Origin of the sequence: Serratia sp. PF-27, from assembly GCF_030053255.1 — a bacterium.
GTDB lineage: Bacteria > Pseudomonadota > Gammaproteobacteria > Enterobacterales > Enterobacteriaceae > Serratia > Serratia bockelmannii.
In genome coordinates this window covers 122,760-148,534 of sequence record NZ_JASGBT010000015.1, presented here as the reverse complement: position 1 = coordinate 148,534, position 25,775 = coordinate 122,760, and the positions used below count along the sequence as shown (strand labels likewise).

The 25,775-nt window shown below is 59.4% G+C and carries 22 protein-coding genes and 1 other RNA gene; 11 read left to right on the top strand and 12 right to left on the bottom strand.

Going from position 1 to position 25,775, the window contains the following annotated elements:
- Nucleotides 1-153: 153 nt before the first annotated feature.
- Together ydiK and rprA are read left to right on the top strand one after the other, a co-directional pair.
- A complete protein-coding gene (gene ydiK, locus QMZ29_RS05650; protein WP_025302642.1) occupies nt 154-1,254 on the top strand; it encodes an AI-2E family transporter YdiK in 1,101 nt (366 codons plus the stop codon).
- A gap of 258 nt (nt 1,255-1,512) precedes the next feature.
- Nucleotides 1,513-1,622: antisense sRNA RprA (gene rprA / locus QMZ29_RS05645), an RNA gene on the top strand.
- Nucleotides 1,623-1,731: 109 nt separating this feature from the next.
- On the opposite strand, the gene ppsA is transcribed toward rprA, so the two are convergent.
- Complete coding sequence (gene ppsA, locus QMZ29_RS05640) at nt 1,732-4,110, bottom strand: phosphoenolpyruvate synthase (RefSeq protein ID WP_049209411.1); 2,379 nt, start codon at nt 4,108-4,110, stop codon at nt 1,732-1,734.
- 459 nt (nt 4,111-4,569) lie between these two features.
- Here ppsA and ppsR point away from each other — a divergent pair, with 459 nt between their 5' ends.
- From ppsR to QMZ29_RS05595, 9 genes are all read left to right on the top strand, one after another.
- Nucleotides 4,570-5,430 carry a posphoenolpyruvate synthetase regulatory kinase/phosphorylase PpsR gene (gene ppsR, locus QMZ29_RS05635; protein ID WP_161781785.1) on the top strand — a complete coding sequence of 287 codons (861 nt, stop codon included), beginning with the start codon at nt 4,570-4,572 and terminating at the stop codon, nt 5,428-5,430.
- Nucleotides 5,431-5,627: 197 nt separating this feature from the next.
- Complete coding sequence (locus tag QMZ29_RS05630) at nt 5,628-6,674, top strand: 3-deoxy-7-phosphoheptulonate synthase (protein ID WP_261425780.1); 1,047 nt, start codon at nt 5,628-5,630, stop codon at nt 6,672-6,674.
- A gap of 106 nt (nt 6,675-6,780) precedes the next feature.
- A complete protein-coding gene (locus QMZ29_RS05625) occupies nt 6,781-7,266 on the top strand; it encodes a glutathione peroxidase (RefSeq protein WP_025302639.1) in 486 nt (161 codons plus the stop codon).
- A 171-nt stretch (nt 7,267-7,437) separates the two neighbouring features.
- Nucleotides 7,438-7,620 (top strand): hemin uptake protein HemP, encoded by a 183-nt coding sequence (gene hemP, locus QMZ29_RS05620; RefSeq protein WP_043141213.1) that lies wholly within the window; start codon nt 7,438-7,440, stop codon nt 7,618-7,620.
- A 94-nt stretch (nt 7,621-7,714) separates the two neighbouring features.
- Nucleotides 7,715-9,796, top strand: a complete 2,082-nt coding sequence (locus QMZ29_RS05615; RefSeq protein ID WP_060432956.1) for a TonB-dependent hemoglobin/transferrin/lactoferrin family receptor — start codon at nt 7,715-7,717, stop codon at nt 9,794-9,796.
- A gap of 66 nt (nt 9,797-9,862) precedes the next feature.
- Nucleotides 9,863-10,900 (top strand): hemin-degrading factor, encoded by a 1,038-nt coding sequence (locus tag QMZ29_RS05610; protein WP_049271968.1) that lies wholly within the window; start codon nt 9,863-9,865, stop codon nt 10,898-10,900.
- On the top strand, nt 10,897-11,739 hold the full coding sequence (locus tag QMZ29_RS05605) for a heme/hemin ABC transporter substrate-binding protein (protein WP_261425774.1): 843 nt from the start codon (nt 10,897-10,899) through the stop codon (nt 11,737-11,739). The genes QMZ29_RS05610 and QMZ29_RS05605 overlap by 4 nt, the downstream gene beginning before the upstream one ends.
- Nucleotides 11,739-12,743, top strand: coding sequence for a FecCD family ABC transporter permease (locus tag QMZ29_RS05600; protein ID WP_016927948.1), 1,005 nt, complete (start codon nt 11,739-11,741; stop codon nt 12,741-12,743). Before QMZ29_RS05605 ends, QMZ29_RS05600 begins: the two co-directional genes overlap by 1 nt.
- Nucleotides 12,736-13,521: a heme ABC transporter ATP-binding protein gene (locus QMZ29_RS05595; protein ID WP_025302633.1), complete on the top strand. Its 786-nt coding sequence runs from the start codon at nt 12,736-12,738 to the stop codon at nt 13,519-13,521. The genes QMZ29_RS05600 and QMZ29_RS05595 overlap by 8 nt, the downstream gene beginning before the upstream one ends.
- A 33-nt stretch (nt 13,522-13,554) precedes the next feature.
- On the opposite strand, the gene QMZ29_RS05590 is transcribed toward QMZ29_RS05595, so the two are convergent.
- From QMZ29_RS05590 to arnB, 11 genes are all read right to left on the bottom strand, one after another.
- Nucleotides 13,555-14,997, bottom strand: a complete 1,443-nt coding sequence (locus QMZ29_RS05590; RefSeq protein WP_025302632.1) for a protein adenylyltransferase SelO — start codon at nt 14,995-14,997, stop codon at nt 13,555-13,557.
- Between the two features lie 257 nt (nt 14,998-15,254).
- On the bottom strand, nt 15,255-15,986 hold the full coding sequence (locus QMZ29_RS05585; protein ID WP_043143424.1) for an EAL domain-containing protein: 732 nt from the start codon (nt 15,984-15,986) through the stop codon (nt 15,255-15,257).
- Nucleotides 15,987-16,498: 512 nt separating this feature from the next.
- The gene (lplA, locus tag QMZ29_RS05580) at nt 16,499-17,512 is read right to left on the bottom strand and encodes a lipoate--protein ligase (RefSeq protein ID WP_043143387.1); all 1,014 of its coding nucleotides are present in this window, start codon (nt 17,510-17,512) and stop codon (nt 16,499-16,501) included.
- Between the two features lie 59 nt (nt 17,513-17,571).
- Nucleotides 17,572-18,036: an NlpC/P60 family protein gene (locus tag QMZ29_RS05575; protein WP_016927954.1), complete on the bottom strand. Its 465-nt coding sequence runs from the start codon at nt 18,034-18,036 to the stop codon at nt 17,572-17,574.
- A gap of 176 nt (nt 18,037-18,212) precedes the next feature.
- Nucleotides 18,213-18,605: a 4-amino-4-deoxy-L-arabinose-phosphoundecaprenol flippase subunit ArnF gene (arnF, locus tag QMZ29_RS05570; protein ID WP_089195823.1), complete on the bottom strand. Its 393-nt coding sequence runs from the start codon at nt 18,603-18,605 to the stop codon at nt 18,213-18,215.
- Nucleotides 18,602-18,946: a 4-amino-4-deoxy-L-arabinose-phosphoundecaprenol flippase subunit ArnE gene (gene arnE, locus QMZ29_RS05565; RefSeq protein ID WP_025302628.1), complete on the bottom strand. Its 345-nt coding sequence runs from the start codon at nt 18,944-18,946 to the stop codon at nt 18,602-18,604. The genes arnF and arnE overlap by 4 nt, the downstream gene beginning before the upstream one ends.
- The gene (gene arnT / locus QMZ29_RS05560; protein WP_025302627.1) at nt 18,943-20,607 is read right to left on the bottom strand and encodes a lipid IV(A) 4-amino-4-deoxy-L-arabinosyltransferase; all 1,665 of its coding nucleotides are present in this window, start codon (nt 20,605-20,607) and stop codon (nt 18,943-18,945) included. The genes arnE and arnT overlap by 4 nt, the downstream gene beginning before the upstream one ends.
- Nucleotides 20,604-21,509, bottom strand: a complete 906-nt coding sequence (gene arnD / locus QMZ29_RS05555) for a 4-deoxy-4-formamido-L-arabinose-phosphoundecaprenol deformylase (RefSeq protein WP_025302626.1) — start codon at nt 21,507-21,509, stop codon at nt 20,604-20,606. The genes arnT and arnD overlap by 4 nt, the downstream gene beginning before the upstream one ends.
- Complete coding sequence (gene arnA, locus QMZ29_RS05550; RefSeq protein WP_147823435.1) at nt 21,506-23,488, bottom strand: bifunctional UDP-4-amino-4-deoxy-L-arabinose formyltransferase/UDP-glucuronic acid oxidase ArnA; 1,983 nt, start codon at nt 23,486-23,488, stop codon at nt 21,506-21,508. The genes arnD and arnA overlap by 4 nt, the downstream gene beginning before the upstream one ends.
- Complete coding sequence (gene arnC, locus QMZ29_RS05545; RefSeq protein ID WP_025302624.1) at nt 23,488-24,468, bottom strand: undecaprenyl-phosphate 4-deoxy-4-formamido-L-arabinose transferase; 981 nt, start codon at nt 24,466-24,468, stop codon at nt 23,488-23,490. Before arnC ends, arnA begins: the two co-directional genes overlap by 1 nt.
- Nucleotides 24,455-25,609 (bottom strand): UDP-4-amino-4-deoxy-L-arabinose aminotransferase, encoded by a 1,155-nt coding sequence (gene arnB, locus QMZ29_RS05540; RefSeq protein ID WP_025302623.1) that lies wholly within the window; start codon nt 25,607-25,609, stop codon nt 24,455-24,457. Before arnB ends, arnC begins: the two co-directional genes overlap by 14 nt.
- Nucleotides 25,610-25,775: the final 166 nt, after the last annotated feature.

Genomic DNA, 25,775 nt, shown 5'->3' with positions numbered 1-25,775 from the left:
TAAAAACTAACATACTCGTTTAGTGAAGGCATTCACATTATTACCGCCCTGCGAGCGCCGCCACAGGCGGCCGCCCGGCGGCGATAAACCGACCGACAGGCACCCCGATTCGCCGGTGCCAGGGATTTAATTGACCAGGATGAGAAGCCACTGATGCCACTCCCGCAATCGCGTTACGACTTACCGCGAATTATTTTCGGCGTGCTGTTTATCGCCATCATGATCGTTGCCTGTTTTTGGGTGATCCAACCGTTTATTCTCGGCTTCGCCTGGGCGGGCATGGTGGTGATCGCCACCTGGCCGTTGCTGCTCAAACTGCAAAAGCTGCTATGGGGCCGTCGCTCGCTGGCGGTGTTGGTCATGACCCTGCTGCTGATCCTGCTGTTCATTCTGCCGATTTCCCTGCTGATCAGCAGCGTGGTGGATAACAGCGCGCCGCTGATCGCCTGGGCCAGTTCACCCGGCAAGCTGCACATTCCCGATCTCGCCTGGCTGCAGTCCGTGCCGATGATCGGCGACAGGCTCTATACCAGCTACCACACATTGGTTAACGCCGGCGGCGCTGCGCTGTTGGCGAAGGTACAGCCGTACTTCGGTCAAACCGCCACCTGGTTCGTGGCGCAGGCGGCGCATATCGGTCGTCTGCTGCTGCACTGCGCGCTGATGCTGCTGTTCAGCGCCTTGTTGTATGCGCGTGGCGAGCAGGTGGCGCTGGGTATCCGTCACTTTGCGGTACGCCTCGGTTCCAAACGCGGCGATGCGGCGGTGCTACTGGGCGGCCAGGCGATCCGCGCCGTCGCGCTGGGCGTGGTGGTGACGGCGTTGGTGCAGTCGGTGCTGGGCGGCATCGGTCTGGCGGTGAGCGGCATACCAGCCGCCACCCTGCTGACGATGCTGATCTTTATCTGCTGCGTGGCACAATTGGGGCCGCTGTTGGTGCTGGTGCCGGCCATCATCTGGCTGTACTGGCACGGCGACACCACCTGGGGCACCGTACTACTGGTCTGGAGCTGCGTGGTAGCCACGCTGGATAACGTGCTGCGCCCGGTGCTGATCCGCATGGGCGCCGACCTGCCGCTGCTGCTGATCCTGTCCGGCGTTATCGGCGGTTTGCTGGCCTTCGGTATGATTGGCCTGTTCATCGGCCCGGTGGTATTGGCGGTATCTTATCGCCTGCTGACCGCCTGGATGGATGAAGCGCCGGAGCCGACCACCGCGCCGGAGCAAGTCATCGAAGATCTGGAAAAACGCTAATTCCCCCCTTCCGCCCGCATCGTCGGGCGGAACATTTCACTCAGGTCATTATTCCTACCTCATTCGAGTAATATCTCCACCAAATATAATGCCGCCCTATATTGATTACGGTACAGCGAATGAAAGGTGCAATGTAAATCCCTGTTTGTTGCAAGCGGCAAAAAGAGATAACTCCCACAAATAAAATGTGATGGCGCTATCGATTAGGATGATTCTTAATGACTAGTCGCGTTCAAAAATCTAGTATTATGGCCATCTATTGCTTCAAATCACTGATTTTAAAGCAACCTTTCTGAACAATGTAATGCCATACATGTGAATTGCTGTGTGTAGTCTTTGCCCATCTCCTACGGTGGGCTTTTTTTTATTCTTTTTTCGTCGAATTGATTATTTTACGCGCCGTTATTTACATTCGGAAATAAAAAGGCCGCAGCGTTAACTGCGGCCCGGCGTTAATGCCTCAGCGAGGCCGAGACATTATTTCTTTTTCGACAAATTGATCCAGGTCTGCACCACGGTGTCTGGATTGAGCGACAGGCTGTCGATGCCCTGCTCCATCAGCCACTCGGCGAAGTCTTCATGGTCAGACGGGCCCTGGCCGCAGATGCCGACGTATTTGCCGTGGCGTTTGGCCGCCTGAATCGCCATCGACAGCAGCGCTTTCACCGCCTCGTTGCGCTCGTCGAACAGCTCCGACACCACGCCGGAGTCACGATCCAGCCCCAGCGCCAGCTGGGTCATGTCGTTGGAACCGATAGAGAAGCCGTCGAAGTGCTCGAGGAACTGATCCGCCAACAGCGCATTGGACGGGATCTCGCACATCATGATCACTTTCAGCCCGTTTTCACCGCGCTTCAGCCCCTGACGCGCCAGCTCCGCCACCACCGCTTCCGCCTGGGCCACGGTGCGCACGAACGGCACCATGATTTCGACGTTGGTCAGCCCCATTTCGTTACGCACGCGTTTCACCGCCTCGCACTCCAGCGCGAAGCAATCGCGGAAGCTGTCGGCCACGTAACGGCCGGCGCCGCGGAAGCCCAGCATCGGGTTCTCTTCGTGTGGTTCATACTTATCGCCGCCCACCAGGTTGGCGTACTCGTTGGATTTGAAGTCGGACAGGCGCACGATCACACGCTTCGGCCAGAAGGCGGCACCCAGCGTCGCGATCCCTTCTGTCAGGCGGCCAACGTAGAACTCGACCGGGTGGTCGTAACCCTGCATTAACGCGCGAATTTCGTTTTGCAGCGCCGGTGTCTGCTGATCGAACTCCAGCAGCGCGCGCGGGTGCACACCGATCATGCGGTTGATGATAAATTCCAGCCGCGCCAGGCCCACGCCTTCATTTGGCAAACGCGCAAAGTCGAAAGCGCGATCCGGGTTGCCGACGTTCATCATGATCTTCAGCGGCAGATCCGGCAGCTCGGTCACTTCGGAGCTCTGCACGCTGAAATCCAGCATGTCGCTGTAAACGAAGCCGGTGTCGCCTTCCGCACAGGAAACGGTGACTTTCTGGCCGTCTTTCAGCACATCGGTGGCGTGGCCGCAGCCTACCACCGCCGGGATGCCCAACTCACGGGCGATGATCGCCGCGTGACAGGTGCGCCCGCCGCGGTTGGTGACGATCGCGGCGGCCTTCTTCATGATCGGCTCCCAGTCCGGGTCGGTCATGTCGGTCACCAGCACGTCGCCCGGCAGGATGCGATCCATTTCGCTGATGTCGTGGATCACTTTCACCGGACCGGCGCCGATGCGATGACCGATGGCGCGGCCTTCCACCAGCACCGGGCTAGTGCCATTCAGCTGGTAGCGCTCCATGGTTTGTTCGTTGGAGCGAACGGTTTCCGGACGCGCCTGCACGATCAGCAGCTTGCCGGTATGGCCGTCTTTCGCCCATTCGATATCCATCGGGCGGCCGTAATGTTTTTCGATCAGGATCGCCTGCTGCGCCAGCGCCTGCACTTCGTCATCCGTCAGCGAGAAACGGCTGCGCTGCGCTTCCGGCACGTCTTCGATGCGCACCTGCTTACCGTGATCCTGCGACGGTGCGTACACCATGCGGATCTTTTTCGAGCCCAGGTTGCGGCGCACGATCGCCGGCTTGCCTTTTTGCAGCGTCGGTTTGTGCACGTAGAACTCATCCGGGTTCACCGCGCCCTGCACCACCATTTCACCCAGACCGAAGGCGGAGGTGATGAACACCACCTGATCAAAGCCGGACTCGGTATCGATGGTGAACATCACGCCCGAGGAGGCCAGATCCGAGCGCACCATGCGCTGTACGCCCGCCGACAGCGCCACGCCGCGGTGGTCATAGCCCTGGTGCACGCGATAAGAGATGGCGCGGTCGTTGAACAGCGAGGCGAACACGTGCTTGATCGCCACCATTACGGCGTCGATGCCCTGCACGTTGAGGAAGGTTTCCTGCTGGCCGGCGAAGGACGCGTCCGGCATGTCTTCCGCCGTGGCGGAGGAGCGCACCGCAAAGGAAGCTTCCGGTTCGCCGTCGGCGAGCTGTTGGTAAGCCTGATGAATTTCACGCTCGAACTCGGCGTGGAACGGCGTGTCGATCACCCATTGGCGGATCTGGGCGCCGGCCTTGGCCAGTTGGGCAACGTCGTCAACGTCGGTCTGATCCAGTAGCTGATAGATGCGCTGGTTAACACCGCTTTGTTCGAGGAAATCGTTAAACGCCTGTGCGGTGGTGGCAAAACCGTTCGGCACGGCCACGCCCAAATCGGAAAGATTGGTGATCATTTCACCGAGGGAGGCGTTTTTGCCGCCGACACGGTCAACGTCGTGCATGCCAAGCTGGTTGTACCAAAGCACATTACGCAAGTCTGGGCCATTGTTGGACATCGAGACAATCCTTATTGCTATCAGTAGGGTAAAGACGGATTTAATTCGCTTGCTTTACGGCGCCGCTAACACGGAGCCGAATCAGACTAGCACACTGATCTGGGGAAAATGGAAAGGTGAATCGATCAACCCACTGAAGAAAGTGGTTTTTAAGAGAATGTCCTAACCGGCTGATTTGGCAGGGAACCGTTCCCAATCGCACGAAAAGCTTAGTTCTCAACAAATTACGTTCTTTTTAAACTTCTGTTTTAATGACCGCGCAAACGCTACCGTTTTTGGTGAAAATAACGGCAAATTTACGTTTCGGGTCGAAAAACCTCGTTGCGCCACAATTTTTACCGCCGGCAAAACGCGCTTTTCTTCACGCGCCGGCGCAAAGCGCTTTACCGTCCCGCCGTCACAATTTTTTCCCTCCCCCCTTTACCGACGGATCGTCCGCGGCCCATGATATTGACAGTGATGACAGCAGGAACACCGTTTTCAGGTAAGGAGCCTCGGGTGGAAAGAAGCGTTTTTTATATTTCGGATGGTACGGCGATCACCGCCGAAGTGTTGGGGCACGCGGTGCTGTCGCAGTTTCCGGTCACGGCGACCACCTTTACCCTGCCGTTCGTCGAAACCGAGGCGCGCGCGCGCGCAGTTCGCCAGCAAATCGATGATATTTATAATCAAACCGGCGTGCGGCCACTGGTGTTTTACTCCATCATCTCGCCGGAAGTGCGCGATGTGATCGTGCAGAGCCAGGGCTTCTGCCAGGATATCGTGCAGGCGCTGGTCGGCCCGCTGCAGGGCGAGCTGGAAGTGGAACCGACGCCGGTGCCGAACCGCACCCACGGCCTGACCGCCAGCAACCTCGGCAAGTACGACGCGCGCATTGCCGCCATCGACTATACCCTGGCGCATGACGACGGCATTTCGCTGCGCAACCTCGATCAGGCGCAGGTGATCCTGCTCGGCGTGTCGCGCTGCGGCAAAACCCCCACCAGCCTTTATCTGGCGATGCAGTTCGGCATTCGCGCCGCCAACTATCCGTTTATCGCCGACGATATGGATAATTTGCACCTGCCGGCCTCGCTGAAACCGTTTCAGCATAAATTATTCGGCCTGACCATCGATCCGGAACGCCTGGCGGCGATCCGTGAAGAGCGGCGTGAAAACAGCCGTTACGCTTCATTACGCCAGTGCCGCATGGAGATCGCCGAGGTCGAGGCGCTGTTCCGCAAAAATCAGATCCGCTACCTCAATACCACCAATTATTCTGTCGAAGAGATTTCCACCAAAATCCTCGACATCCTCGGTATGAGTCGCCGCATGTTCTGATCATTTTCTCGCGGGGCCGCCGTGCCCCGCCGCCTGCCGTTTATTTCAACAGCAGCTGATTTTTTTGTGCTTTTTTTCGCGGTTTTGATCAACAGAACACAATCTCTACGGTTGAATTCAGCGCTTTTTGCGTTATTGTGATCGCCATCACTTCCCGGCACTCCTGCCGCAGAGAAGAACAGTTTCCAGGGAACAACATGCACAAAACAGATGAACTGCGGACCGCGCGCATCGACAGCCTCGTCACGCCGCAAGCGTTGGCGGACACGCTGCCGATCTCGGCGGCCGTCGCCGAAAACGTGACAGCGTCACGAAAACGCATTGAAAAAATCCTCACCGGTGAAGACCGCCGCCTGCTGGTGGTGATCGGCCCCTGCTCCATCCACGATCTCGACGCCGCCGTCGATTACGCCGGCCGGCTGAACGCCCTGCGCGAACGCTACCAGGATCGCCTGGAGATCGTGATGCGCACCTACTTCGAAAAACCGCGCACGGTCGTCGGCTGGAAAGGCCTGATCTCCGATCCGGCGCTGGACGGCACCTTCCAGGTCAACCGCGGCATCGAAATGGCGCGTCGCCTGCTGCTGGAAGTGAACCAGCTCGGCCTGCCGACCGCCACCGAATTCCTGGACATGGTCGTCGGCCAATACATCGCCGATCTGATCAGCTGGGGCGCCATCGGCGCGCGCACCACCGAAAGTCAGATCCACCGTGAAATGGCTTCGGCGCTCTCCTGCCCGGTCGGCTTCAAAAACGGCACCGACGGCAACACCCGCATCGCCATCGACGCCATTCGCGCGGCGCGCGCCGGGCACATGTTCCTGTCGCCGGACAAACATGGCCAGATGACCATCTACCAGACCAGCGGCAACCCGTATGGCCACATCATCATGCGCGGCGGCAAAACGCCGAACTACCACGCCAGCGACATCGCCGCCGCCTGTGACAGCCTGCGCGAGTTCGATCTGCCTGAACACCTGGTGATCGACTTCAGCCACGGCAACTGCCAGAAAATGCACCGTCGCCAGCTGGAAGTGGCCGACAACGTCTGCCAGCAGATCCGCGCCGGCTCCGCCGCCATCACCGGCGTAATGGCGGAAAGCTTCCTGGTGGAAGGCACGCAGAAAATCGTCGCCGGCCAGCCGCTGACCTATGGCCAGTCGATCACCGATCCTTGCCTGAGCTGGTCCGACAGCGAGCAGCTGCTGGCGATGCTGGCGGATGCGGTTGATAGCCGTTTCTAACCCAGTAGAGGCCGGGGCCACGCCCCCGGCTTTATTCCTTCTGCCCCGCTCATCTATACTGATTGCAACGCTTTAGCGCCCGCCGAAACGCACTGGGAGCCCCGGCATGATTCACTCTCTGTTATCCATCCCCTGCGTCACGCTGCAGGGCGAGCAAAAAACGCTGGGCGATTTCCCGGCGCGCGCTTACCTGGTGGTCAACACCGCCAGCAAGTGCGGCTTCACCCCGCAATACCGTGGGCTGGAAAATTTGTGGCAATACTATCGCGAACGCGGCCTGGTGGTGCTCGGCTTCCCCTGCAACCAGTTTGGTTCTCAGGAGCCGGGCAGTCCGCTGGAGATCGCCAACTTTTGCAGCCTCAACTACGGCGTCAGTTTCCCGCTGTTCAGCAAGATAGACGTTAACGGTCCCGGCGCGCACCCGCTGTTCAATGAGCTGAAACGCCTGGCACCCGGCATTCTGGGCAGCCGCCGCATCAAGTGGAATTTCACCAAATTCCTGCTCACCGCCGACGGCCAGCGCATCACGCGCTTTGCGCCGATCACTAAGCCCGAGCGTTTGTTTGACCGCATCGAAACCCTGCTGAAATAACGCCCCTTTTTTACGGGCCGAGTGCGCTCGGCCCGCCGCCGGATGTCCGTTCGACAAAAAGGTTCCATCGGTAAGAAAATTTTCCTTGATGTAACCTTTCCTTCACATGATAATGATTCTCAGTTTGATATTAATTACCATTTAATGGTCTGTTTTATAAGCACAATGATGATGGATACTGCCAACACGCCTACCCCCGCCGCCGCGGCCCCGACCGAGCACAGCGCAAACGCGCCGCCCAGCTACGACAGCGCACAGCTGCTCGGCACCGACGGCATCGCGTTCATTACCCATCAGGGCCAGCGCTATCAGCTGCGGCAGACCAAAGCCGGGAAATTGATCCTGACCAAATAACCACAGAATCCTCAAACGCCAGCCACCCCGATCTTTTGATCCAGGCAGCCAGCAAATCTATTGATATGTTTTATTACATACGGAGAGTTGCACCATGCCTCTGACATTTTCCACCCGGCTGCGTTTTTCCGCTTTGAGTCTGGCGATTGCCTGCGCTCTGCCTACGGTGGCCTTGGCACAAAACACCAGCACAACATCCTCTTCCAACGCGGCGCCGGCTAAAAAAGCCAAAGCCGCCGACGAGACCATGACGGTGGTCGCCACCGGTAACCAACGCAGCAGCTTTGAAGCGCCGATGATGGTCACGGTCATCGAAGGCAATTCGCCAGAAAGCCAAACTGCAGGCACCGCCGCCGATATGCTGCGCCGCGTGCCGGGCATTACCGTCACGGGTTCCGGGCGCAGCAATGGGCAAGATCTCATGATGCGCGGTTACGACCGACGCGGCGTGCTGACGTTGGTTGACGGCATCCGCCAGGGGACCGATACCGGCCATATTAACGGCACATTTTTGGATCCTGCGTTAGTGAAACGCATTGAAATCGTGCGCGGCCCCTCCGCGTTGCTGTACGGCAGCGGCGCGTTGGGCGGCGTAGTGTCTTATGAGACCGTCGATGCCGCCGATCTGCTGCTGCCGGGCCACGATACCGGGTTCCGCGTCTACGGCACCGCCGGCACCGGCGATCACAGCCTGGGGATGGGCGCCAGCGCCTACGGCAAGACCGATAACCTCGACGGCCTGCTGTCGTTCGGCACTCGCGACGTCGGCGATCTTCGTCAGGGCAACGGCTTCGATGCGCCTAACGACGAAACCATCAGCAACGTGCTGGCCAAAGGCACCTGGAAGATCGACGATAGCCAGTCGCTGAGCGGCAACCTGCGTTACTACAACAACAGCGCCCAGGAGCCGAAAAACCCGCAAACTCCAGCCAGCTCCAGTGGAAACTTAATGACCGATCGTTCGACGATTCAACGCGACGCGGCACTGAGTTACAAACTGAAACCGGCCGGCCAAGATTGGCTGGATGCAGAAGCGAAAGTGTATTATTCAGACGTAAAAATTAACGCTCACGCCAATGGCAGCGAAGATGAAGCACGCAAACAAACCACGAAAGGCGCCAAACTCGAAAACCGAACGCGCCTGTTTGCGGATACTTTCGCCTCTCACCTGCTGACCTACGGCACCGAGGCTTACAAACAGGAACAAACGCCGGGCGGCGCTACCGAAAGTTTCCCGCAAGCAAAAATCAATTTCGCTTCAGGCTGGCTGCAAGATGAAATCACGCTGCGCGATCTGCCTGTCACTCTGCTCGCCGGCACCCGCTATGACAATTACAAGGGCTCAAGCGACGGTTATGCCGATGTGGATGCGGATAAATGGTCCTCTCGCGGTGCGGTCAGCATTACGCCTACCGACTGGTTGATGCTGTTCGGCTCCTATTCTCAGGCGTTCCGCGCGCCGACGATGGGTGAGATGTACAACGACTCCAAACACTTCTCAATTCCAATGGGGCCAACCACCATCACCAACTATTGGGTGCCTAACCCGAATTTGAAACCGGAAACCAACGAAACCCAAGAGTACGGGTTTGGTCTGCGTTTCGATGATTTGATGCTGGCCGATGATAGTCTGCAGTTCAAAGCCAGCTATTTCGATACCAAAGCCAAGGACTACATCACCACCGATGTCACAATGGAACTGGGACGCGGTCCGCGAGGCCCTTATTGCATCAGTTGCACCACATTCTCGACCAATATCGATCGCGCCAAAATCTGGGGATGGGATGCTACGCTCAGCTATAAAACACCGTGGTTCGGCTGGGATTTGGCTTATAACCGCACCCGTGGCAAAAATGAAGCGACCGGTGACTGGTTAAGCAGCATCAATCCAGACACTGTCACCAGCTCGCTGGACGTGCCGCTGGGCGAAACCGGTCTGTCCGCCGGCTGGGTCGCCACCTTCGCCGAACGCGCGACGCGCGTGGAGACCGGCACGGCCGAACAAGCCGGCTATGGCGTCAACGACTTCTATCTGAGCTACAAGGGTCGCGATCGGCTGCAGGGCATGACCACCACCGTGGTGCTGGGCAACGCCTTCGACAAAGAATATTACTCGCCGCAGGGCATCCCGCAGGATGGACGCAACGCCAAACTGCTGGTCAGCTACCAGTGGTAATCATTTGACTATCTGGCGGACAACCCGGTTGTCCGCCGTTCGCATTACAGCGCAGGAGAATCCCGCATGAGCAACACCCTATACGAACGCTACCAACAGGCCAAAATCGACCACCCAGGCAAATACGCCCGCGATCTGGCGGCGATCCTTGGCGTCAGCGAAGCGGAGCTGACGCACGCCCGCGTCGGCCACGACACCCGCCGCCTGCAGGCCGACGCGCGCACCCTGCTGACCGAGCTTGAGCAGGTGGGCGTCACCAAGTCCATCACCCGCAACAGCTATGCGGTGCATGAGCAGATGGGCCGCTACCGCAACCAGCACCTCAACGGCCACGCCGGGCTGATCCTCAACCCGCGCGAGCTGGATCTGCGCCTGTTCCTCAACCACTGGACCAGCGTCTTCGCCATGAGCGAAACCAACAAGCGCGGCGTGCGCCACAGCATCCAGTTCTTCGACCAACAGGGCGATGCGCTGCACAAGGTCTACACCACCGAAGAGACCGATCTGCCGGCCTGGATGGCACTGGTGGAGCGCCACCTGAGCGAAGAAAACCCGGCGCTGGCGCTGCAGCCCGCCGAGGCGAGCACCGCGGATGAAACGACGCAGGATCATGCCAAAATCGACGGTGAATGGCGCGCGATGACCGACGTTCACCAGTTCTTCCAGCTGCTCAGCCGCAACAAACTGACGCGCCAGCAGGCGTTCCGCGCCGTCGGCGACGATCTGGCCTATCAGGTGGACAACAGCGCGCTGTCGCAGCTGCTGGAAGCGGCGCAGCAGCAGCAAAACGAGATCATGATCTTCGTCGGCAACCGCGGCTGCGTGCAGATCTTCACCGGCCAGATCGAACGTTTGATGCCGCAGGAAGGCTGGATCAACGTGTTCAACCGTCGCTTCACGCTGCACCTGATCGAAGACGCCATCGCCGAAAGCTGGATCACCCGCAAACCGACCAAGGACGGCATCGTCACCAGCCTGGAGCTGTTCGCCGCCGATGGCACGCAGATTGCGCAGCTGTATGGCCAGCGTACCGAAGGGCAGCCGGAACAAACCCAGTGGCGCGAGCAGGTTGCCGCGCTCGCCGCCAAGGACATCGCCGCATGAAATCTTCCTTGATCCGCCGCCTGACGCTGATGATGACGCTGGCGCTGCCGCTCACCGCGGCGGCGGCGGCGGCGGCGGCGCAGCGCATCGTCTCGATCGGCGGCGACGTGACGGAAATCGCCTTCGCGCTCGGCGCCGGCGACGACGTGATCGCCCGTGACAGCACCAGTCTGCATCCGGAGGCGGTGAAAAAGCTGCCGGACGTCGGCTACATGCGCCAACTGAACGCCGAAGGCATTTTGGCGCTCAAACCGACGCTGGTGCTGACGACCGAGCTGGCGCAGCCGGCGCTGGTGCTCAAACAGCTGGCGGACAGCGGCGTCAAAGTGGTCAGCGTGCCGGGTGACACCACCCTGCAGGCGGTGCCGCAGAAAATCGCCGTGATCGCCGCCGCGCTGCAGCGTGATGAGCAAGGCAAACAGCTGAGCGAGCGCTATCAACAACAGCTGGCGGCGGTCGACACCTCTCCGCTGCCGGTCAAGGTGCTGTTTGTGATGAGCCACGGCGGCATTACGCCGATGGCCGCCGGGCAACACACGGCCGCCGACGCGGTGATCGCCGCCGCCGGATTGAAAAACGCCATGCAGGGTTTTGACCGCTATCGTCCTCTGTCGCAGGAAGGCGTCATCGCCAGCGCGCCGGACCTGTTGCTGGTCACCACCGACGGCGTGCGCACCCTCGGCGGCGAACAGCAGCTATGGACGCTGCCGGGCCTGGCGTTGACGCCAGCAGGCAAGCAGCGCCGCGTACTGATCGTCGATGACATGGCGCTGCTGGGCTTCGGTCTGGAAACGCCGGCGGCGCTGGCCAAACTGCGCCACGCGGCGGAGCAAAAGTAATGCGCTGTCGCACCTCGCCTCAGTTGGCCATCATCGGCCTGCTGGTGCTGCTGACGTTGCTGGCCCTGGTCGCCGCCAACCTGGGCGCGCTGACGCTGTCGTTTCGCACCCTGTGGCGCGAACCCTTCAGCGACGCCGCCTGGCACATCTGGCTGAACATTCGTCTGCCGCGCGTGCTGCTGGCAGTAGTGATCGGCTGCGCATTGGCAGTGTCCGGCGCGGTGATGCAGGGGCTGTTCCGCAACCCGCTGGCGGATCCGAGCCTGCTGGGCATCAGCAGCGGCGGCGCGCTGTTTGTCGCCCTGTTCATCGTGATGCCGCTGGCGTTGCCGGTGACGATCGCGCTATACGGCCATATGCTGGCGGCGTTCCTCGGCAGCCTGCTGGTATCGCTTTTGATCTACGGCATCAGCCGCAGCGGGCACGGCAATCTGTCGCGGCTGCTGCTGGCGGGCATCGCCATCAACGCCCTGTGCATGGCGGCCATCGGCGTGCTCTCCTACGTCAGCAGCGATCAACAGCTGCGCCAGTTCTCGCTGTGGATGATGGGCAGCCTCAGCCAGTCGCAGTGGCCGACGCTGGCCGTTTCCGCCTCGCTGATCCTGCCTACGGCGCTGCTGACGCTGTTGCAGGCGCGCCGGCTGAATCTGTTGCAGCTGGGGGACGAAGAGGCCCACTACCTCGGGGTGAACGTCCAGCGCGCCAAGCTGCAGCTGCTGTTGCTGAGCGCCCTGCTGATCGGCGCGGCGGTAGCGATGAGCGGCGTGATCGGCTTCGTCGGTCTGGTGGTACCACATCTGGTGCGCATGCGCCTTGGCGGCGATCACCGCTGGCTACTGCCCTGCTCCGCGCTGGGCGGCGCCTGTCTGCTGCTGGTCAGCGATACGCTGGCGCGCACACTGGTGGCGCCGGCCGAAATGCCGGTAGGCTTGATGACCAGCCTGATCGGCGGTCCTTACTTCTTATGGCTGGTGATGCGCCAGCGGGAGCGAACCGGTGGATAACGCCGCCTGCCTGACAGCCCGAGAGCTGCGTTACAGCCTCGGTACGCGCCGCTTGATCAACGACGTTTCGCTCAGCCTCGCCAGCGGTGAGATGGTGGCGATTATCGGCCCTAACGGCGCCGGCAAATCGACGCTGCTGCGCTTGCTGACCGGCTATCTGACGCCGGACTGCGGCGAATGCCGGCTGCTCGACCGCCCGCTGGAACACTGGGCGCCGCAGCAGTTGGCCAAAGTCCGAGCCGTGATGCGCCAATACAGCGATCTGGCGTTTCCCTTCAGCGTGGAAGAAGTGGTCAGCATGGGGCGATCGCCGCACGGCAAACGCGACGAGCATCAGGCGATCCAACAGGTGATGGAACAAACCGACTGCCTGGCGCTGGCGCAGCGCGATTACCGCCGGTTGTCCGGTGGCGAACAGCAGCGGGTGCAGTTGGCGCGGGTGTTGGCGCAGCTGTGGCAACCGCAACCGTCTCCCGCCTGGCTGTTTCTCGACGAGCCGACCTCGGCGCTGGATCTGTATCACCAGCAGCACACTCTGCGCCTGCTGCGCTCGCTGACACGGCAACAGCCGCTGGGCGTCTGCTGCGTGCTGCACGATCTCAATCTGGCGGCGCTGTACGCCGATCGGATCCTGCTGTTGCATCAGGGACGTCTGGTGGCGAGCGGCACGCCGCAAGAGGTCCTGCAGACGGAGATCCTCACCCGCTGGTATCAGGCCGATCTCGGCGTGGTGCATCATCCCGAAGTGTCTCTGCCGCAGGTCTATCTACGTCAATAACATCAAGGGCGCCATGAGGCGCCCTTTTTCATCTCAACTGGAGCAGGAAATCTCCAGATGTTTGCCCCAATCCGGCGGCAGCGCAGCAAGATCGTCATACTCCGGCGCATCGTCGAACGGTCTCAGCAGAGCCTGATGCAACCGCTGCAAACGGCCCACGTCGTCTTTCTCCGCATCCTCAATCGCCTGCTGCGCCAGATAGTTGCGCAGGATCAGGCGCGGGTTCACCGCCTTCATCGCCCGTTGCCGTTCCGCATCGCTGACCTGTTCCTGTTGCAAGCGCTGACGATACTGCTGATACCAGGCGTCGAACGCCGCACGGTCGATAAACTCGTCGCGCAGCGGCGACTGCGCCTGCTGCTGTTCGGTCTCGCTCAACAAGCGGAACGTGCGGGTATAGTCCCGCCCTTCCTGCGCCATCAGGCTCAACAGACCGGTGAGCACGTCATTATCCTGCGCCGTCGGCGTGAAGAAGCCGAGTTTGGCGCGCATCTGTTCACCGTAGGCGCGCATCAGCGCCGGCTCATATGCCGACAGCGCCTGCTGCAGCTGCTCGGTGGTCATCAACCCAGACAGGGTTTGTGCCAGGCGATGCAGGTTCCACAGCGCCACCGCCGGCTGATTGTCGAAGGCGTAACGCCCCTGGTGATCGGAGTGGTTGCAGATATAGCCGGGCTGGTAGTCGTCCAGGAAGCCATAAGGGCCGTAATCGATGGTGATACCGAGAATCGACATATTGTCGGTGTTCATCACGCCGTGGGCGAAACCGACGGTTTGCCAATGGGCGATCAAACGCGCCGTGCGTTCGACCACGTCGGTAAACCACAGCAGGTAACGCTCAGCCAGATCCTGCAACTGTGGCCAGTGACGGGCGATGACGAAATCCGCCAGCTGCCGCACTTGCTCCGGCTGTTTACGGTAATAAAAGTGTTCGAAGTGGCCGAAGCGCACATGGCTTTCCGCCACTCGCATCAGCATGGCGCCGCGTTCTGGCTGCTCGCGATATACCGGTTGCTGGCTGGTGACGATAGTCAACGCTCGGGTGGTGGGGATCCCCAGATGGTGCAGCGCCTCAGAGGCAAGAAACTCGCGGATAACCGAACGCAGCACCGCGCGGCCATCCCCCATGCGTGAATATGGCGTTAGCCCGGCCCCCTTCAAGTGCCAATCGCGGTGGCTGCCATCCGCCATGACCTGTTCGCCCAGCAAAATGCCGCGGCCATCACCCAGTTGCCCGGCCCACACGCCGAACTGGTGGCCGCTGTACACCTGTGCCAGCGGCTGCATACCGGGCAGCAGCGATTCTCCCGCCCAAATGGGGGTTTTATCCTGGGTAAACCAGCTTTCATCCAGCCCCAGCTCGCGTGCCAGCGGCTCGCTGTGGTACAGCAGGCGTGCATCCTTGAGCGGTGTCGGGTTCAGGGCGGTGTAGAAACCGGGTAACTGTTGGTAGTAAGCGTTATCGAACTGCGGCATAGGCCCTCCGTTTCAGCGTAGTGTAGAGCCTGAACGGGCGGATTAACACCGAAGGAATGCAGGGAGAACGCATCCGCCTGTCACCAGGGCGGATGCGGGGAGTTTGGCGTTGCCCCTCAGCTGAGGAAACGCGCTTTAACGTCGGCTGACAAACGCAGTTATCAGCATAAAGCGATGGCGAATAACGGCGACGGGATCACAGTAACCTCACCCCGTGCATTATTTACCTCATTGTGTGTAGTTTTTTATATCACTTCTTAATTATTGAACTCGCTGGGCCTCGCCAGCAAAGCTTGCAGATTATCCACACCAACGCTGGGCCATAAAAAACCTTGCAGGCCTAAAACACCGGCGTATCTGAGTTTATTAAAGTACTCTTTTTTCTCTATTCCTCCGACGATTACGCCTTTACATAACAGGTTGATATTCTTTAACAACGAGTCGATGACCACGTCATATCCCTGATGGGTAAACAGCTGCCAGTAAAAACGCTTGTCTATCTTTACATAGTCAAACAAACCATCGTACAGCGCGGTCAACGTGGCTTTACCGGAACCGAAATCATCGAGCCACAGCGAAAACATTTCGCTTAATCGCCGCACGCTCGGGTTGTTCTTCCCGGCCGAAAGATTCGGAAAACTCTCACTGATTTCAAATGCAATAAAAGGATATTGCCCGATCCGTTGACATAACGCCGAATCAGAAAGAATAAGTTCGACGATGGTTTCTTCGATATTGATGGTCAACTGCACGTTGTTACCGGTAAACCAAGCCGCATGCTGCTCCGCAAGTTTCAATTGCTCATTAAATAACTCAATCCTTTGTTCAGACGTCAATAAATTAATCCCAATTTCGGCCGGCATGGCTAAATCACCGTCGAGACTGTTGAAACGGCTCAACATTTCAACCGCCAACAGCCCGCCCTCCATTGAGTAAACAGGTTGCAAAACATAGCTACTAATAAAGTCAGCTTCGAGTTGGATGTTCATTTTAATGCCACAGGATGAATGGCTAGCGTATCATCGTATATCAATATATTTTATCGATCAATCCCTCTGGGATTAATCGGAAATATCAATGTAAATACCCATGAAATATCATTTAATTGATAGATTAAAGCTATACGACAATCGTGAAAGGCGCAAAGAAAAGCAGCCTGACTTATGCCATAGCGACCGCCAAACGCGTTATGTGGAAAGGTATTTGGCTTAAGTTGAATGGATTGGCGGCTAAATTTGACTTATCTCCCTTGTTTTATTTAAGAAAAATCTTAAATAAAGTAAAATAATCTTTCCTCCTTAACGCGGATTTTTCCTACCGTTAACGACGACTGATTAAATTTAATAACGCATCAATTCCGCCCGTTATTCTCGGCATTGAAAATGTAAAAAAGTGCCCATCTTGATTTTCAGAAAATCTGCGCTACGCCCCTGCTAAACGCCGATTTCAGCGATAAAAAAAGGGATGAGCACGCTCATCCCCTTCACCATTCCCACTCCGGCTAACGGATCGTTTCGCTCAGCCATTGCCGCAACTCGGCTAATTCGGCCGCCTGTTGAGGATACTCCGCCATCAGTCGGTCACAGCAGGCGGCGACGGGCTCACTGCGGTACGCGCAGCCCACCAGCATGTCCGCCAACCGCTGCAGCGGAGCGGGATTCAGGCTATCGGTGAACACCTGCGCGCGAACAATCGCCCCTTTCTCCACATCGAAGAACAAGTCTACGCCGCCCCAGACGAAACGCTCGTTAAGCAAGTGGCTGAACGCCGGCGCCTTGCCAAAATTCCATTCCCAACTGCTCTGTTTGGCGAACTGCGCGGCAAAATCGGGCAGATCGGGGAACACGTCCGGCGAAATAATCTCCGGCTCGACCGTCTCGCCATAGTGGGCGAAGAAGGCCTGTACGATGGCGTCGCATACCTGCGCATGGCTGATGCCCGGCAAAAACTCCGCCAGATTGGCGACGCGCGAACGCACCGAGGTAATCCCCTTGGCCTGCAGCTTTTTGGGATCCGGATTGAGATAGTCCGCCAACCGTTCCAGATCGGCATTCAGCAGCAGCGTACCGTGATGGAAACCGCGATCCTGCGTTTCTCGATAGGCCGAGCCGGATATTTTGCGCGGCCCGTCGGCGGTTTCCATCACCAGATCGTTACGCCCCGACGCGCTGGCCGCCACGCCCAGCTCCCGCAGCGCTTGCAGAATGATGTCGGTCGAGACGCTCTTGTCGTAGCCCGGCTTGCCGGCCATAAAGGTGAAGCAGGTATTGCCCAGGTCGTGAAATACCGCCCCGCCGCCGCTGCTGCGCCGCGCCAGCCGAATGCCATCCTGCTCCATGCGCCGGGTATTGCACTCTTTCCAGGGGTTCTGCGACTGACCAATCACCACCGTTTCGGCATTGCGCCACAGGAAGAGAATTTTTTGCGTAGTCATTTCGCGGAAGATGCACTCTTCCACTGCCAGGTTGAACCAGGGATCGTAGGAGTCGGAGATCAGTAAACGCAGGCTGTTCATGGCAGGCACCGTTCAAAACACGAGATGCCGCCATGATACACCAAATCAACGGGTTAAGGTTAAATGCGTCGCGCCTGCCAGTACACACGCTTCCAATAGACGTTATCGAGCGAGGAGCGGATCACCCCGCGGCTGGTCGAAGCATGGATAAACTGGTCATTGGTATCGTAAATGCCGACATGCAGGCCGTTCTCACCGCCGCCGGTTTTGAAAAACACCAGATCGCCCGGCATCAACTCATCGCGTGAGACCTTGGTACCCAGTGAGGTCTGTTCTTCGGTCGAACGCGGCAGTTGCATGTCGAAGCGATCGCGGAACGTGCGGTAAACAAAGCCGGAGCAATCTACGCCGCCGCGATCCAGGCCGCCGTAACGGTATGGCGTACCGTACCACTGGCGCAGTTGTTCATTGAGTTGGGCCACCACCACGATAGAATCCGCCAGGCGGCCGCTGGGCGGCGGCGCATGGCTGCTGCAACCGGCGAGGATCAAACTGGCTAATAAAAACCACACACGCATCCGCATAATATCCCTTCATTGAACACGTTGCCGCATTATGCCATCCGGTACACCACCACACCGCCTGCGAGGCAAAGCCGGCACCACGTAAGGAGAGCGCTATTGGGCGTTAATTTATCTCCCGCACGGGGAAAAAGGCAAGCGCCATGAGGGAGATAATAGCAGGATCGCCGGTTTAGCCCCTATTCCGGCGATTTTGTCTCGGATTTGCTGTTAATCAGCCCGACGCCGAACAGAATAAACAGCGTGCCCAACGTTTTCAGCAGCGTAGCGGACTCGTTAAACCACGGCAGGATCACCGCCGCCAGGTAGACCAGCGCGTAGCTAACGCTCAACAGAGGATAAGCGCGGTTTAACGGCAGATGGCGCAGCGCGAAAAACCAACACAGCATCGACAGCGCATAGCCGAAGATGCCGCCGCCCACCGCCAGCAGCGGTATCCAGTAATTGCCGATCAACGCCAACGAGACATCGGCGAACGACATCAGCGGGATCTGCACCATGCCCCACTTCATCAGCAACTGCGCCAGCGTCACCAGCAGTACGCTGGCGGCGCCCCAGGCATAGCCCTTCATGAATGCACGCTCATCAGCAGGATCCCCAGCATAATCGACGCCACGCCGCACCAGTGGCGAGCGGTCGTCGGCTCATGAAACAGCCAGCGCGCCGCCAGCGTCACCATCACGAAGTTCAGGCTGAGCATCGGGTAAGCCAGGCTGAGCGGCAGACGCTGCAGCACATTGAGCCACACCGCCATGCCCAGCCCCAGCAGCAGCACCGCCAGCGCCAGCCAGCGCAGCGTCTGTTTCAGCCGCGCCTCGCCCGCCCGTTCCCAACAGTGCGCCGCCTGTTTCTGGCACAGCTGCCCACCACAGGTGAGCAGACTGACCACTATCACCAACAGAAAACCGATCATGGTTGCTGTTTATACCACATCAGCACCAGGCGGTTCATGCGATCCACCTTGTCTGCGGCAGGCAGCTCCTGCGGCAGCGCTTCGCCACGTGACAGTTGCAGCACCAACGATACGTTCCCCTGCTTACGCGCCTGCGCCAGCCACTGCGGGAAATCGGCATCGCTGATCAGGTGGCCTTTGGCGTCCGGATACTCCAGACCATAGGCCACCTCGCCTTTCTGGCTGTACATCAGCACGTCGCTGCGCTTCAGCTCCCAGGCCAGGCCGGCCGCCAGCCCAACGCTGTCGCTTAGCACGTAACGACTGTCGCCCAGCTCGGCCATCGTGGCGCGGGCGAAGTTTTGCGGCAGTTTGGAATCGGTCACCTGTTGCGGAATGGCGTAACCGATCACCAGGCACAGCAGCACCGGGCAAGCCGCCGCCCAGCGCCATTGGCGGCCGTTATCGCGTGCGGAAACCAATGCGAACAGCAGCCAACCACCGAAGGCGATCAGGCCGAGCACCACTTTCGGCCACTCTTGGGGAGTAAACAGATGCGCTTTCGGCAGCAGACCGGAGCTCAACACCACCAGCGCCACGATGCCAATCAGCCCGAACAGGCCGTTCAACCAGGCATTGGCCTTGAACAGCTTGGCGCGCAGCGTGGCGGCATAGTCTTCCGCATAGGCGGTCATCAGCAGCGCCAGCGGCGCCATGCACGGCAGAATGTAGGTCGGCAGCTTGCCTTTGGCGATGCTGAAGAAGATCAACGGCATCATCGCCCAACTCAGCAGGAAGAACAGCTCCGGGCGCTGCACGCGCTCGCGCCAACCTTTGAGCAGCGCGCCGGGCAGCAGCGCCAGCCAAGGCAGCACCGCCGCCAGCAGAACCGGCAGGTAATACCAGAACGGCGCCTTGTGTTGAGCATTATCTTCGGCGAAACGCTGAATATGCTCGACCCAGAAGAAATAATTCCAGAAGTCGGGTTCGCGTTGCGCGATCGCCAGCGCCCACGGCAGGCTGAGCAGCGTCGCGGTCACGATCGCCACCGGGCCATAGCACAGCAGATCCTTGATGCGGCGTTGCTGGATAACGATCGGGATCACCGCGATCACCGGCACCGCCAGTGCCAGGAAGCCCTTGGTCATAAAGCCCATGCCGCAGGCCAAGCCCAGCAGTGCGTAAGCGCCCAGTTTTCCCTTGACCGAGGAGGCCTTCAGCGTCAGGTAATAACTGACCATCGCCGCCGCCAGCCACAGCGAGATCATCGGATCCAGCACGCTGTAGGTGCCGATGCTGAACACCAGCACCATCGACAGGAACATCAGCGCCGCCAGGCTGGCGCGGCGCGCATTGCGCCACATCAGCATCGCCAGCGCGAACACCAGCAGCGCGGTCATGCCGGTGCTGAACACCGAGCCGAAACGCACCGCAAAGTTGTTTTCGCCAAACAGCCACTGGCTGATGTTATTGAACCAGTAACCCGCTACCGGCTTTTCGAAATAACGCAGCCCCAGCAGGTGCGGCACCACCCAATCGCCGCGCTGCAGCATTTCACGACTGATCTCGGCATAACGCGTCTCATCCGGCTGCCACAGCAGGCGGCCGTTAAGCGGGATCAGGTAAACCAGAGCAAAAAAAACGGCCAGCAGAATGGCCCAGGATCCTTTTAGCGCCTTCATGTAACGTCCTTCACATCGGTTTGACAGCCCAGCCAACCTTCGCGGCCGGGGAAAGGAGCACGCTTGATGCGGCCCAACGGCAGTGACGCCAAATCTTGTGGTAACAGCGCGCTAAGCGGACAGAATTCGATGCCCTGCTGCCGTGCGCGTTGCAATAACTGTTCGAACATCGCCGCTTGCGACATGCCTTCCACTTCGGTGTGAATGGTGTACACCGGCACGCCGCGATCGTTCTCGATGGCGCGCAGAATGTAGTCGTTGAAGTCGGCCATGCTGACTTCGCTGCCGATCACTTCGTCGAAGGTCGGCAACGTCACCGGGATCTGCACCGTGCCGTGGCGCCCGTCGCTCAGCACCGGACGGAACGGATGGGTGCCGCGGCAATCGCTGTTGTAATGAAAGCCGAAGCGCTGCTTGACCTCCAGCACGCGCGTATCGGCACGCCAGCCCGCCACGGCGGAGCATTTCACCGGCTGGCCGGTGCAGGCGCTCAGGGCGTCGACGCCCCGCTGCACCTGTTCGGTCAGCTGCGCTTCGCTCCACTTGCCAACCTTGGCCTGCCACCCTTGGTGATCCCAGGCGTGCAGCCCGACTTCATGGCCGGCTTCGGCGGTGCGCTTCATCAGCGGCCCCAGCGCGCGTGAAATGTTGCGCCCCGGCCAGGCGGTACCGGCCAGCAGAATATCCAGCCCATACAGCGAGGCGGCGTTCGAACGCAGCATTTTCCACAGAAATTTCGGACGCAAAAGGCGCCAAAGATGGCGCCCCATGTTGTCCGGTCCCACGCTGAAGAAGAAGCTGGCCTGAATGTCGTACTTGTCGAACAGGTCCAGCAACTGCGGCACCCCTTCACGGGTGCCGCTGAAGGTATCTACATCAACCCGCAGACCGACTTTCTTCATGCACCGTTCCCTTCCTGAACGGTAGTGCGCAAGAAGTAGTCCAGCGTATCGGTGACGGTTTGCTTCATCTCGATGGTTGGCTGCCAGCCCAGCAGGCGGTGAGCGTTCTTGATGCTCGGCGTGCGGTGCTCGACGTCCTGGTAACCTTTACCGTAGTAGCTGCTGCTCTCCACGTCCTTGAAGCCGGCAAACGGCGGGAAGCGGTCGCGCAGCGGGTGGTTGTTGAAGCTTTCCAGCAGCATTTCCGCCAGCTCGCGGATGCTCGCTTCGTTGGTCGGGTTGCCGATGTTGACGATCTGGCCGTCGCACAGGCCATCACGGTTCTCAATGATGCGGAACAGCGCTTCGATGCCGTCGTTGATGTCGGTGAAGCAACGTTTCTGTGCGCCGCCGTCCATCAGTTTGATCGGCGAACCTTCCACCAGGTTGAGGATCAGCTGGGTGATGGCGCGGGAAGACCCGATGCGCGCGGCGTCCAGGTTATCCAGACGCGGCCCCATCCAGTTGAACGGACGGAACAGCGTGAACTTCAGGCCTTCTTTGGCGCCGTAAGCCCAGATCACCCGATCCAGCAGCTGTTTGGAGACCGAGTAGATCCAGCGCTGTTTGTTGATTGGCCCGACGATCAGACGCGAATGGTCTTCGTCGAACTCTTTGTCGTCGCACATGCCGTACACTTCTGAGGTGGACGGGAAGATGATGCGCTTGTTGTATTTCACGCAGTCGCGAACGATCTTCAGGTTCTCTTCGAAGTCAAGCTCGAACACGCGCAGCGGGTTACGGGTGTATTCGATCGGAGTCGCGATCGCCACCAGCGGCAGCACCACGTCGCATTTCTTGATGTGATACTCGATCCACTCGGAGTGGATGCTGATGTCGCCTTCCACGAAGTGGAAACGCGGGTTGTCGAGGAAGCGGCTGATGGCGTCAGAGCCGATATCCAGGCCGTAGATGTCGTAGCGATCGTCACGCAGCAGGCGTTCGGTCAGGTGGTTACCGATGAAGCCGTTAACCCCGAGGATCAGCACGCGAGTGCGGCGTTTCATCACGGCATTCGGCTTGGCGGCCAGGCGCACGTCGGTGACGATGCCCATTTCTTGCGCCAGGCGGCTGCCCTGCACGTACAGACCGCTGTCGTTCTGGCCGGCGACGATCTCCAGCGCGCCTTCGCCACAGGCGATGACCAGCGGCGAGGTGCTCAGCACGGTGCCCGGTTGTTTATCATGTTGGGTATCCAGCACGCGGGAGCGCCAGACGATCAGCTTGCGCTGGCCGAGGTAGCTGAATGCGCCCGGGTACGGTTCGGTGACGGCGCGTACCAGGTTGTTGATCTCTTTGGCGGACTTGTGCCACAGGATCTCGCCGTCCGCTGCGGTGCGGCGGCCGAAGTAGCTGGCCTGAGACTCATCCTGCTTGGTGAAGGTGGCGGTGCCGTTCTTCAGCTTCGGCAGCTGCTCTTGCAACACGACCTGCGCGGCTTCCAGCACTTTTTTGTGCAGCGTCAGCGCGGTGTCGTTGTCTGCGATGGTCACTTTCTGCTGACCGACGATGTCGCCGGCATCCGGGCGTTTCACCATCTTGTGCAGCGTGGCGCCGGTTTCGGTTTCGCCATTCACCAGCGCCCAGTTCACCGGGGCGCGGCCACGGTAGTGCGGCAGCAACGAACCGTGCAGGTTGAAACCGCCCTGCGGCGCCAGCGACAAGATCTCGTCGCTCAGCATGTGGCGGTAGTAGAACGAGAAGATCACGTCCGGCTGCAGTGCGCGGATGCGGTCAACCCATAGCGGGTGATTTACGTCTTCCGGCGCATAGACCGGCAGATCCAATTCGGCGCCCAAACGGGCCACGGAGGAGAAGAAATTGTTCTCACCAGGGTCGTCGGTGTGCGTGAATACGGCCTGCACGTCATAACCCGCCTCAGTCAGCGCTTTCAGACCTGCGCAGCCAATATCGTGGTAAGCAAATACAATAGCTTTCATCATTCTTCTTCCTGAGTATTGTGGTCCTGCTGTGCACCGACCACTTTCTGAACAAAATAGCGAGGACGCGCACGCACGTCGGTATAGATGCGGCCGATGTATTCACCCAGTAGCCCCATGCCAACAAACTGGGCGCCGATAAAGGTGAACAGCACGGCGAAGAGGGTGAACACGCCGCCGGCGGCCCATTCAGGGCCGAGCAGCAGACGCAGCGCAATCAGCACCAGTGCCAATACAAACCCGGACAGCGCCACGATGCTGCCGACCACGCTGAGCAAACGCAGCGGCGTAGTGGTCAGGCAGGTGATCAGGTCGTACATCAGGTTGATCAGCTTCATCAGGCTGTACTTGGAGTCGCCAAACTCACGTTCGGCGTGACGCACGTCGATCTCGGTCGTGCGACGGGCGAAGGTGTTCGCCAGAATCGGGATAAAGGTACTGCGCTCATGGCAGTGCAGCATCGCCTCAACGATATGACGACGGTAGGCACGCAGCATGCAGCCATAGTCCCCCATCGACTTGCCGGTGGCGCGTTGAATCATCATATTGATCACGCGCGAGGCGCTTTTGCGGAACCAGGAGTCTTGACGGTTGGCGCGCACGGTGCCCACCACGTCATAGCCCTCTTCCGCCACGCTGACCAGACGAGGGATCTCCTCCGGCGGGTTCTGCAGATCGGCGTCCAGCGTAATCACCAAATCGCCGGTCACCTGATTGAAACCGGCCATAATGGCCGAGTGCTGGCCATAGTTGCGGTTCAGCAAGACAGCGACCACGTTGCTGTCCGGCTTTTCCGCCGCCGCAGTCAGCATGTCGGCGGAATTGTCGCTGCTGCCATCGTCGACGAGGATGATTTCATAGGGTTGAGATAACTGCTTACAGGCGGCAGTAGTGCGTTCCAGCAACGCCGGCAAGCTTTCCTGCTCGTTGTATACCGGAATGACTATCGACACTTTTTTAATCGGTTCAACGCGAGACACGTAAAGACTCCACAACAGAAGACAAGGCATTGACCACGCGATCCACGTCGGCGTCGGTCATATCAGGGAATAGCGGTAAGGTGCACAGCCGCGCCGAGTTCCACTCGGTATTCGGCAAAGAAAGCTGCGGATAGCGCTCACGGTAGAATTTCTGGGTGTGCGCGGCACGGAAATGCAGCCCGGTGCCGATGCCAACCTCTTTCAGGCGCTCCATCAGTTGGTCGCGATCGAGGCCGCAGCGCTCGGGATCGACGCGCACCATAAACAGGTGCCAGGCGTGGTCATGCGGATAATCCGGCACGCCCAACGGTTGGAACGGCGAGCCTTCCAGCGCGCTCAGGTAGCGCTGCGCCAGCGCCTTGCGACGCGCGTTCAGCTCGGCGAAGCGCGAAAGTTGCACCACGGCGATCGCCGCGTGAATGTCGGACAGATTGTATTTGTACCCCGGTTCCACCACTTCGGCCTGCGGTTTGCGGCCAAGCTGCTGGCGATCGAAGGCATCGACGGCCAGACCGTGGAACTTCAGGCAACGCAGGCGATCCGCCAGCGCATCGTCGTCGGTGGCGATCAGGCCGCCTTCGGCGCAGGTCACGTTTTTGATCGCATGGAAAGAGAAAATCGCCGTGCCGCGCGCGCCGACCCATTCGCCGTTGTAGCGCGTGCCGACCGCGTGGGCGGCGTCTTCGATCAGCGGCAGACCATGGCGTTCGGCCACGGCGCGCAGCGCATCCATCTGCAGGGGGGCACCGGCGTAATGCACCGGAACAATCGCTTTGGTATTCGGGGTGATGGCAGCCTCGACGTCGGCGGCGCTGACCATCAACGTATCGCGGTCAACATCGATCATCACCGGCGTGGCGCCCAGCAGCTCGATCATGTTGAGGGTGGAGACCCAGGTTTGCGAAGGGGTGATGACTTCGTCGCCAGGGCCGACGCCAAGCGCCATTAACGTGATGTGCATGCCCGCCGTGGCGGAACTGACCGCGATGGCGTGCTTACAGCCGAAGGTGGAACAGAAGTCGCTTTCCAGTTGCTGGTTTTGCGGCCCGGTGGTGATCCAACCGGAGCGCAACACTTTCTCTACCGCGGCGATTTCTTCATCGCCGATGGCCGGACGAGAGAAAGGCAAAAATTGATCCATAGTTAACCCCAAACGTATCGAGCTGCTTTTGATGACACTGTAAATCCCTTTCGTTTAACGAATATTAAACGCCAGAGAAGAATCGTTTCCGTGGATTAACTGACAATGTAAGGCCGCAAGCTTAACTAAACCTTAAGACGAGACTCGTCATCAGTGGGAGAACTGA

What these genes read in the sequence shown, in the direction of transcription:
- ydiK (WP_025302642.1), top strand. Translation starts at nt 154, where the DNA reads ATGCCACTCCCGCAATCGCGTTACGACTTACCGCGAATTATTTTCGGC.
- ppsA (WP_049209411.1), bottom strand. Translation starts at nt 4,110, where the DNA reads ATGTCCAACAATGGCCCAGACTTGCGTAATGTGCTTTGGTACAACCAG.
- ppsR (WP_161781785.1), top strand. Translation starts at nt 4,570, where the DNA reads ATGACAGCAGGAACACCGTTTTCAGGTAAGGAGCCTCGGGTGGAAAGA.
- QMZ29_RS05630 (WP_261425780.1), top strand. Translation starts at nt 5,628, where the DNA reads ATGCACAAAACAGATGAACTGCGGACCGCGCGCATCGACAGCCTCGTC.
- QMZ29_RS05625 (WP_025302639.1), top strand. Translation starts at nt 6,781, where the DNA reads ATGATTCACTCTCTGTTATCCATCCCCTGCGTCACGCTGCAGGGCGAG.
- hemP (WP_043141213.1), top strand. Translation starts at nt 7,438, where the DNA reads ATGGATACTGCCAACACGCCTACCCCCGCCGCCGCGGCCCCGACCGAG.
- QMZ29_RS05615 (WP_060432956.1), top strand. Translation starts at nt 7,715, where the DNA reads ATGCCTCTGACATTTTCCACCCGGCTGCGTTTTTCCGCTTTGAGTCTG.
- QMZ29_RS05610 (WP_049271968.1), top strand. Translation starts at nt 9,863, where the DNA reads ATGAGCAACACCCTATACGAACGCTACCAACAGGCCAAAATCGACCAC.
- QMZ29_RS05605 (WP_261425774.1), top strand. Translation starts at nt 10,897, where the DNA reads ATGAAATCTTCCTTGATCCGCCGCCTGACGCTGATGATGACGCTGGCG.
- QMZ29_RS05600 (WP_016927948.1), top strand. Translation starts at nt 11,739, where the DNA reads ATGCGCTGTCGCACCTCGCCTCAGTTGGCCATCATCGGCCTGCTGGTG.
- QMZ29_RS05590 (WP_025302632.1), bottom strand. Translation starts at nt 14,997, where the DNA reads ATGCCGCAGTTCGATAACGCTTACTACCAACAGTTACCCGGTTTCTAC.
- QMZ29_RS05585 (WP_043143424.1), bottom strand. Translation starts at nt 15,986, where the DNA reads ATGAACATCCAACTCGAAGCTGACTTTATTAGTAGCTATGTTTTGCAA.
- lplA (WP_043143387.1), bottom strand. Translation starts at nt 17,512, where the DNA reads ATGAACAGCCTGCGTTTACTGATCTCCGACTCCTACGATCCCTGGTTC.
- QMZ29_RS05575 (WP_016927954.1), bottom strand. Translation starts at nt 18,036, where the DNA reads ATGCGGATGCGTGTGTGGTTTTTATTAGCCAGTTTGATCCTCGCCGGT.
- arnF (WP_089195823.1), bottom strand. Translation starts at nt 18,605, where the DNA reads ATGAAGGGCTATGCCTGGGGCGCCGCCAGCGTACTGCTGGTGACGCTG.
- arnE (WP_025302628.1), bottom strand. Translation starts at nt 18,946, where the DNA reads ATGATCGGTTTTCTGTTGGTGATAGTGGTCAGTCTGCTCACCTGTGGT.
- arnT (WP_025302627.1), bottom strand. Translation starts at nt 20,607, where the DNA reads ATGAAGGCGCTAAAAGGATCCTGGGCCATTCTGCTGGCCGTTTTTTTT.
- arnD (WP_025302626.1), bottom strand. Translation starts at nt 21,509, where the DNA reads ATGAAGAAAGTCGGTCTGCGGGTTGATGTAGATACCTTCAGCGGCACC.
- arnA (WP_147823435.1), bottom strand. Translation starts at nt 23,488, where the DNA reads ATGAAAGCTATTGTATTTGCTTACCACGATATTGGCTGCGCAGGTCTG.
- arnB (WP_025302623.1), bottom strand. Translation starts at nt 25,609, where the DNA reads ATGGATCAATTTTTGCCTTTCTCTCGTCCGGCCATCGGCGATGAAGAA.